Annotated in this window: 9 protein-coding genes; 3 read left to right on the top strand and 6 right to left on the bottom strand. The window is 35.1% G+C overall.

Annotation, left to right across the window (positions count from 1 at the left end; all coding sequences use genetic code 11):
* Positions 1 to 216: 216 nt before the first annotated feature.
* The 5 genes from prsW to G4Z05_RS13900 all read right to left on the bottom strand — a co-directional run bounded on the left by prsW (position 217) and on the right by G4Z05_RS13900 (position 5,145).
* On the bottom strand, positions 217 to 906 hold the full coding sequence (gene prsW / locus G4Z05_RS13920; protein ID WP_163252435.1) for a glutamic-type intramembrane protease PrsW: 690 nt from the start codon (positions 904 to 906) through the stop codon (positions 217 to 219).
* 104 nt (positions 907 to 1,010) lie between these two features.
* The gene (locus tag G4Z05_RS13915; RefSeq protein ID WP_163252434.1) at positions 1,011 to 1,967 is read right to left on the bottom strand and encodes an asparaginase; all 957 of its coding nucleotides are present in this window, start codon (positions 1,965 to 1,967) and stop codon (positions 1,011 to 1,013) included.
* Between the two features lie 4 nt (positions 1,968 to 1,971).
* Positions 1,972 to 2,946, bottom strand: coding sequence for a YpdA family putative bacillithiol disulfide reductase (locus G4Z05_RS13910; RefSeq protein ID WP_163252433.1), 975 nt, complete (start codon positions 2,944 to 2,946; stop codon positions 1,972 to 1,974).
* A 99-nt stretch (positions 2,947 to 3,045) separates the two neighbouring features.
* Positions 3,046 to 4,323: a Glu/Leu/Phe/Val family dehydrogenase gene (locus G4Z05_RS13905; protein ID WP_163252432.1), complete on the bottom strand. Its 1,278-nt coding sequence runs from the start codon at positions 4,321 to 4,323 to the stop codon at positions 3,046 to 3,048.
* Positions 4,324 to 4,563: 240 nt separating this feature from the next.
* Positions 4,564 to 5,145, bottom strand: coding sequence for an adaptor protein MecA (locus G4Z05_RS13900; RefSeq protein WP_163252431.1), 582 nt, complete (start codon positions 5,143 to 5,145; stop codon positions 4,564 to 4,566).
* A gap of 393 nt (positions 5,146 to 5,538) precedes the next feature.
* On the opposite strand from G4Z05_RS13900, the gene G4Z05_RS13895 reads away from it, so the two are divergent.
* From G4Z05_RS13895 to cotJC, 3 genes are read left to right on the top strand one after another with little or no spacing between them, the layout of a single operon-like run.
* Entirely contained in the window at positions 5,539 to 5,769 is a 231-nt protein-coding gene (locus G4Z05_RS13895; RefSeq protein ID WP_038535904.1) for a spore coat associated protein CotJA, read from the top strand.
* Complete coding sequence (locus G4Z05_RS13890) at positions 5,766 to 6,026, top strand: spore coat protein CotJB (RefSeq protein ID WP_163252430.1); 261 nt, start codon at positions 5,766 to 5,768, stop codon at positions 6,024 to 6,026. The genes G4Z05_RS13895 and G4Z05_RS13890 overlap by 4 nt, the downstream gene beginning before the upstream one ends.
* Positions 6,027 to 6,077: 51 nt before the next feature.
* On the top strand, positions 6,078 to 6,647 hold the full coding sequence (gene cotJC, locus G4Z05_RS13885) for a spore coat protein CotJC (RefSeq protein WP_163252429.1): 570 nt from the start codon (positions 6,078 to 6,080) through the stop codon (positions 6,645 to 6,647).
* A gap of 29 nt (positions 6,648 to 6,676) precedes the next feature.
* On the opposite strand, the gene G4Z05_RS13880 is transcribed toward cotJC, so the two are convergent.
* On the bottom strand, positions 6,677 to 7,132 hold the full coding sequence (locus tag G4Z05_RS13880) for a DUF2663 family protein (RefSeq protein WP_163252428.1): 456 nt from the start codon (positions 7,130 to 7,132) through the stop codon (positions 6,677 to 6,679).
* Positions 7,133 to 7,254 lie beyond the last annotated feature (122 nt).

The following is a 7,254-nucleotide window of genomic DNA, read 5'->3' as shown; positions in this document are numbered from 1 at the left end:
CTTAAAAAATTGTCCATGCAGGCGATGCTTACTTTTGCTGCAATGAATTTAAAGAAACTGGCAAACTGGACTTGGACTAGTCCAAAAATGGTATAATAATTGACCCCGTAGGGGTCAAATTAAAGTTTATATAGACCACAAATTGCTTAAAATTTGAAAAGGCATTTCGAATTAAGCTTATTCGGAATGCCTTTTGTCTACAATCTGAACCCTTCATTATGAATGAAGGGTTTTTTGGATCGTGTATTGTTTTTTAAAATGATTAGCGCTAAGAATTTTTGCCTTCTTTACTTTTCGAAGTCCTAACCACCACAAGAAAAGCATAAAAGGGAAAATATAAAATAGCCATTGTTTTAAAGAAAGCATGATATAGTCATAGGAACCATGCAAGATAAATGGTAAAAACAGCGAAAGAATCACCCATAATGATTTATTTCTATCAGTAAATTTAGCTTTTCCAATATAAAAGCCCATAATAACTCCAAATAATGCATGGCTTGAAACAGGTAATAATGCTCGAGCAATGGCGTGTTGTATCCCATTTGCAATTAAATAAAAAATATTTTCAACAGTAGCAAAACCTAATGATACAGAAACTCCATAGACAATTCCATCAAATGGCTCATCAAATTCAACATGCTGATAAACGACATAAAATAGGATAAACCATTTAAAAAACTCCTCAAGCAGACTTGTACTTAAGAATGCTTCAAGGATCTGGGACTTTATTAAATGCTCCGTGTCTATCACATGCTGGATAAACATGATTGGAAACACCAATAATGCCCCGTATAAAAATGTCCGCAATACAAAAGAAATCGGCTCGGGTTCATATTCATCTTTTAAATAAAAATAACTTAATAATGCTAAACCAGGAGCAACCCCAGCTGATAATATCCCCAGCATGTTGAACCTCTTTTCAAATCTGTTTACTCTATCGTAACATGGAAGAGAGATAATGAAAATGACAGATTTTTTCTGTCAGTTGTAATTTTTTTGGAAATAATAGATTAGAATTTTATATCATCTAAACCACTTGCCAATGCTACAGCTAATTTGATTCTCGCCTTTTTTGAATCATTATCACTACCGAGAATAACACCTTTTTTATATAAGTCATAGGCGCTACCTTTATAATCATAAGTAGTATAAACAGCACCTTCCTCGGCACTAGTAGTTATGACCAATTTAATTCCTTCTGAAATAGCCCTTTCGATTTCTGTCATCATTTCAGGAGCAACCTGTCCACGTCCTACGCCTTCAAGAATGATTCCTTTAACACCAGCTTCCCGTGCAGCTTTAATAAATTTTCCATCTGCACCAATATAACATTTAATAATATCAACTTTAGGTATAGGTGAGGTAATTTGATAATATTCCCGTTTAATTGGTTTCTGAAAAACATGAACTTCATCATTATCTATAATTCCAAGATAACCGAAACCAAAAGCATTAAATCCCTGAATATTGGATGCGTGTTCTTTTTTTACATATCTGGCTGCAAAAATCCTTTCATTAAACACAACCACTGTACCTGCGTGATGTAAATCTTTTGAACAAGCGGAATAAATTGCATGTCGTAAATTGATATAAACATCACTGCCCAAATCTTCAGGAGAACGCTGTGAACCTGTTACAACTACAGGTCTAGCATCATTGATTGTTAAATCAAGAAAATAGGCAGTTTCTTCCATCGTATCTGTTCCATGTGTTATGACCACACCAGATACGGTTTCATCCTGAAAATAATCCTCAATTTTCTTTTTTAAAATAAGTAGATCGTCAAATGTAATATGGATACTAGCCTTCTGAAATACAGATTCTATAATTAATTCTATATCTTCAGGTAATTGACACATTGCTGCAAGTTCTTCACCAGTTAAGGCTCCTGATGCTAATTTTCCAGAATCTTTATTTGTCTTACTTGCTATTGTTCCACCCGTTGTTAACAATACGACCTTTTTCATTTTTTTATTCCCCCTTTTGCTCTTTTTCTAAAATGGAGCGGGCTATTTGTCCGCCATGGAATTTGCCATTTTCTATAAAAATTTCATTTGCATTATTACCTGCTGCAATGACGCCAGCAATATAAATTCCTTCCACATTTGTCTCCATTGTTTCGGGGTTATAGATTGGCCTTCCAGATTCTGAGTCAATTTGGACTCCCATTGTTTTTAAGAATTGATGGTCTGGATGATAACCTGTCATTGCAAAGACAAAATCATTTTTCAGAAATTTCTTAACTCCATCTTTTGAGTAGATCACCTTGTCCATTGTGATTTCTTCAACATGGGCATTGAATTCCATTTGAATGATGCCATTTCGTACTAAAGAATCGAATTCAGGAAGGATCCATGGTTTAATGCTTGGTGAATATTCCTTACCACGGTATAAAACGGTCACCCTTGCATTTGCCTTAGTCAATTCAAGTGCCGCGTCAACACTAGAGTTTTTCCCACCAATTACACAGACATCTTTATCGAAATAAGGATGTGCTTCTTTAAAATAATGGAAAACTTTAGGTAGATCCTCACCAGGTACATTCATTAAATTTGGGTTGTCATAGTATCCAGTCGCTATTACGACATAACGAGATTGATAAATATTCTTATCAGAGATTACTTCGAAATATTTACCTGATTTTTTTACTTCGATAACCTTTTCAAAGGCATTAATCCTCAAGTTTTTCCTTTTGACTACTTCCCGGTAATAAACAAGTGCTTGATTTCTTTTCGGTTTATATGTTTCTGTCAAAAAAGGGACATCACCTATCTCCAATTTTTCACTCGTACTGAAAAATGTTTGATGGGTTGGATAATTATAAATCGAATTAACGATATTCCCTTTTTCTATTATCAATGGGTTTTTCCCAATTTCCTTTAATGCTATTGCTGCCGCTAATCCACAAGGCCCGCCGCCGACAATGATTGTATCTTCAAATTGCAAAACGGTCCACTCCTTCAATCTAAATAGAAAACAAATGAAAAACTCCTACCTTGATTATGATAGGAGTTTTTCAACAATATTTCAACGTTAAGTCTTTAATTAAATCCAACCTCGGAAACGGCTAGCTTCTGCCATTTTTCTAACTCCGACCATATATGCGGCTAAACGCATATCGACACGTCGAGATTGAGCAGTATCATAAATATTATTAAATGCTTTCACCATTACTTTACGAAGCTTTTCTTCAACTTCTTCTTCGGACCAATAATAACCTTGATTATTTTGTACCCACTCAAAGTATGATACGGTTACGCCTCCAGCGGAAGCAAGAACATCTGGTACAAGTAGTACTCCGCGCTCAGTTAAAATTTCAGTGGCTTCTAATGTGGTTGGACCATTTGCTGCCTCAACCACAATGCTAGCTTTAATATTATGTGCATTTTCCTCAGTAATTTGATTCTCAATAGCTGCAGGAACTAAAATATCGCACTCTAATTCAAGTAATTCTTTGTTCGTTATTGTGTTATTAAATAACTTTGTAACAGTACCAAAACTATCTCTTCTGTCCAGGAGGTAATCAATATCAAGTCCATCAGGATCATATAGGGCTCCATATGCATCCGAGATCCCAATAACTTTTGCTCCCGCATCGTGCATAAATTTAGCTAGGTAACTTCCTGCATTTCCAAAGCCTTGTACAACTACACGAGCTCCTTCGATAGAAATACCCTTCTTTTTAGCAGCTTCTTCTATACAGATAGTTACACCCTTTGCAGTTGCCGATTCACGTCCGTGAGATCCTCCAAGTACTAACGGTTTTCCTGTGATAAAGCCAGGATTATTGAATTCATCAATTCGGCTATATTCATCCATCATCCAAGCCATGATTTGAGAATTCGTAAATACATCTGGGGCTGGAATATCCTTAGTAGGGCCAACAATTTGACTGATAGCGCGTACATAACCACGGCTTAACCTTTCTAACTCTCTAAATGACATATCCCGTGGATCACATACAATCCCGCCTTTTCCGCCGCCATATGGAAGATCAACAATACCACATTTTAAGCTCATCCATATCGAAAGGGCTTTCACTTCTGTCTCTGTCACCCCTGGATGAAATCGGATTCCTCCCTTTGTAGGTCCTACTGCATCGTTATGTTGAGCACGATAACCTGTAAATATCTTAACGGAACCGTCGTCCATTCTTACTGGAATTTTTACAGTCATCATGCGTAATGGTTCTTTTAACAATTCATATACCTCTTCTGGATAACCCAATTTTTCAAGGGCTTTATGAATCACAGTCTGTGTTGATTTAAGTACATCATGTTTACCTTCTGGATTCGTTTTTTCAGTACTTTTTCCGGCAACCATTTGTAAACCTCCTAAGAAATCACTTAAACGAATGTTGTCCGCTTTCAGTCACAAGTATACACCTTTAAATGATTAATGCAAGAACAAAAATTCAGTTTTCCTTTTAATATCGTGCGATTATGTAAACGATGCCATTCGCTTCTTAAAAAGCTATTTTAAAATAGCAAATGGCGACAAATAATTATGCACTTATATATACCAATATGAACGAATATTCTTTTACTTCATAAATATAAACTTTTATTTAAAATATTTAAGAATTGTTTTTACCATATTATTTTTAATAATTAGTTTTCCATATTCCTCAAGTACAAATGGGCTTATTAAAGTGGCAACGCCAAACTCCGAAAGGATAGAGGCAGTAACAGGTGTTTTTTCTGGCTTTATATCATCGATTAAAACATAATAATGATTATTCATTGAATAGAGAGTTCCATCAAAAATCTTTAAAGAAGAAAGTCTTTTGGATAAATTAATTACATCTTCTAATTCGTTAAATTCAAATAGAAGAACTTCACATCCTCCTACTCTAACTTGCATTTCAATATAGCCTTCGTCCAATAATACTTCGTCCTCTTTGACATCATTAACTGTAATAATCATAATAATACCTTGAGCATGAAGAGAAAAAATTTCTACTGCTACCGACCCTCTAATTTCAACATCAAACTCATCACTTGCCTCATCAAGCATATCATGAAAGAGTTGATTCCACTTTCCTGATTCTTTCCAGATATCTTCATTTGAAAGTCCTCTTTCATACAAATCATCGGAGGTTAAAAAAATTTTAATTTTATTCAATGCTAAGCGTTCCAAGCGCATGCTTTTGCCCCCTGCTTATGATAACTCTTGTTTTAGAGTATGAAGGTTTTGCTCAGTTTGTGAATGTCTGAATCAACTAGACGTGTCAACTCTGGGTAATGGTGACAATTTATTTATGTAGATCACAAATACAGAATCCAGCTATCTCCGAAATTTTAATAGAATGAAATATCCGTTTAAATCAACATAAGTGTATAAAAATCCTCATACTAATGTATAGACGGTAATTCTTATTACAACTATTCCCCCATTTTATTAACCACTTAAACACTCAACTCACTAAAATCTACTTTTCCAGTTATTTCAAAAACCTTTAAGCTTATCAATTTTTTTGTCATGTAAATGAAGAAGATTCATATGATTAAATGATATGAAATAAAGGGAGGGATTCTTTTGAATAAGTTTCTCAGAACCTATCATCCATATGTAAGTCCCTTTGATCCATGTAAACCAATACTTGAAAAAACATATTCCACTCCACCCAATTTATTTATGGGATTTCAACCACCCAACTTACCACAATTTTCACCGCAGGAGGCACTAAGAGCCGGTACACTTTGGAAAGCTTTTTATGATCCCTGGTTCAATCCATTTGAAAAACCAAAAAGAGGTGAAACTTCATGAAACAAGTGCCTCCGGAATATTATCAAATAATGGAACAACTTCAAGCCGTTGACTTTGTTTTAGTAGAGCTTTCACTTTACCTTGATACCCATAATGATGACCTTGAAGCAATTAAACAGTTTAATCATTATGCTAAAGAACGAAAACGTTTAAAAAAGATGTTTGAAAGTAAATTTGGCCCATTGCAACAATTTGGAAACAGTTATTCAGCATATCCATGGAACTGGGATGACTCTCCATGGCCTTGGCAGGTCTAAATAAGGAGATTCTTCAAATATGAAAAGTTAAAAAAGGGAGGGAACTAACTAATGTGGTTTTATGAAAAAAAACTACAATATCCCGTTCGGGTCAGTACCTGTAATCCAACTCTTGCAAAATTTTTAATTGAGCAGTATGGGGGAGCAGATGGGGAGCTGGCAGCAGCTTTAAGATATTTAAACCAGAGATATACTATTCCGGATAAGGTAATCGGACTGCTTACCGATATCGGAACGGAAGAATTCGCCCACCTTGAGATGATTGCTACAATGGTTTATAAATTAACAAAGGATGCAACACCTGAGCAATTAAAAGCGGCTGGACTCGGTGATCATTATGCAGACCATGACAAAGCCTTATTTTACCATAATGCAGCTGGAGTCCCATTTACGGCCGCCTATATTCAAGCAAAAGGGGATCCAATTGCTGACCTATATGAGGACATCGCTGCAGAAGAAAAAGCACGTGCCACCTACCAGTGGATTATCAATATGAGTGACGATCCTGATTTAAATGATGGATTACGCTTCCTACGAGAACGTGAAATCATTCATTCCCAACGTTTCCGAGAAGCAGTAGAGATATTAAAAGAAGAGCAAGGAAAGAAAAAAATTTTTTAATAACGAGAAGAAGCAGTTCTATCTGCTTCTTATTTTTTTTCATGGTAAAGATTGATATCATAATTCTTTTTCATTATTTCAAAGACGACATGGCGGTTTTTCCATTCTTCTTCCTTTTTCCATAAATCCTTACTTTTATCTACAATTTCAACTCGTAAATCATGATACTCTTTCTCCTTTTTCTCTTTTTGCTGCCTCAATACGTTCATTGCTCCGAGACCTATAATGACTGAAGCCATTAATAGTATGTTTATTTGGTCATTAATTGCAGCAGAAAACATGGCAAAAAAGGAATAAGAATAGAATTTAGCAATAGTAAAATAAAAATAAATAAAAAATATGAATGCCACAAAAAGGGTTATATAAATTGAAATATAATGCCATCTTTCAGCATCATCAAATTTTTTCTTTCTTTTTCGAAGATTTTCAAGCATTTGCTTTGTTGCTTCATCTGTATGTTCAAGTAACCGAATTGGATTATCCATATGATCCCTCCTTTTCTCGGTATATTTATATGAACTTGTCCACTCCAATATGAATGGCTAATTAGAAAAGCGTAAGCGTCCTGTACCAGTGGCGTATAGCTACCTTCCAATCGCTTTTGAGC

Origin of the sequence: Neobacillus thermocopriae (assembly GCF_010975035.1) — a bacterium.
GTDB classification, from domain to species: Bacteria; Bacillota; Bacilli; order Bacillales; family Cytobacillaceae; genus Neobacillus; species Neobacillus thermocopriae.
This window is presented reverse-complemented; position numbering and strand designations above follow the sequence as displayed.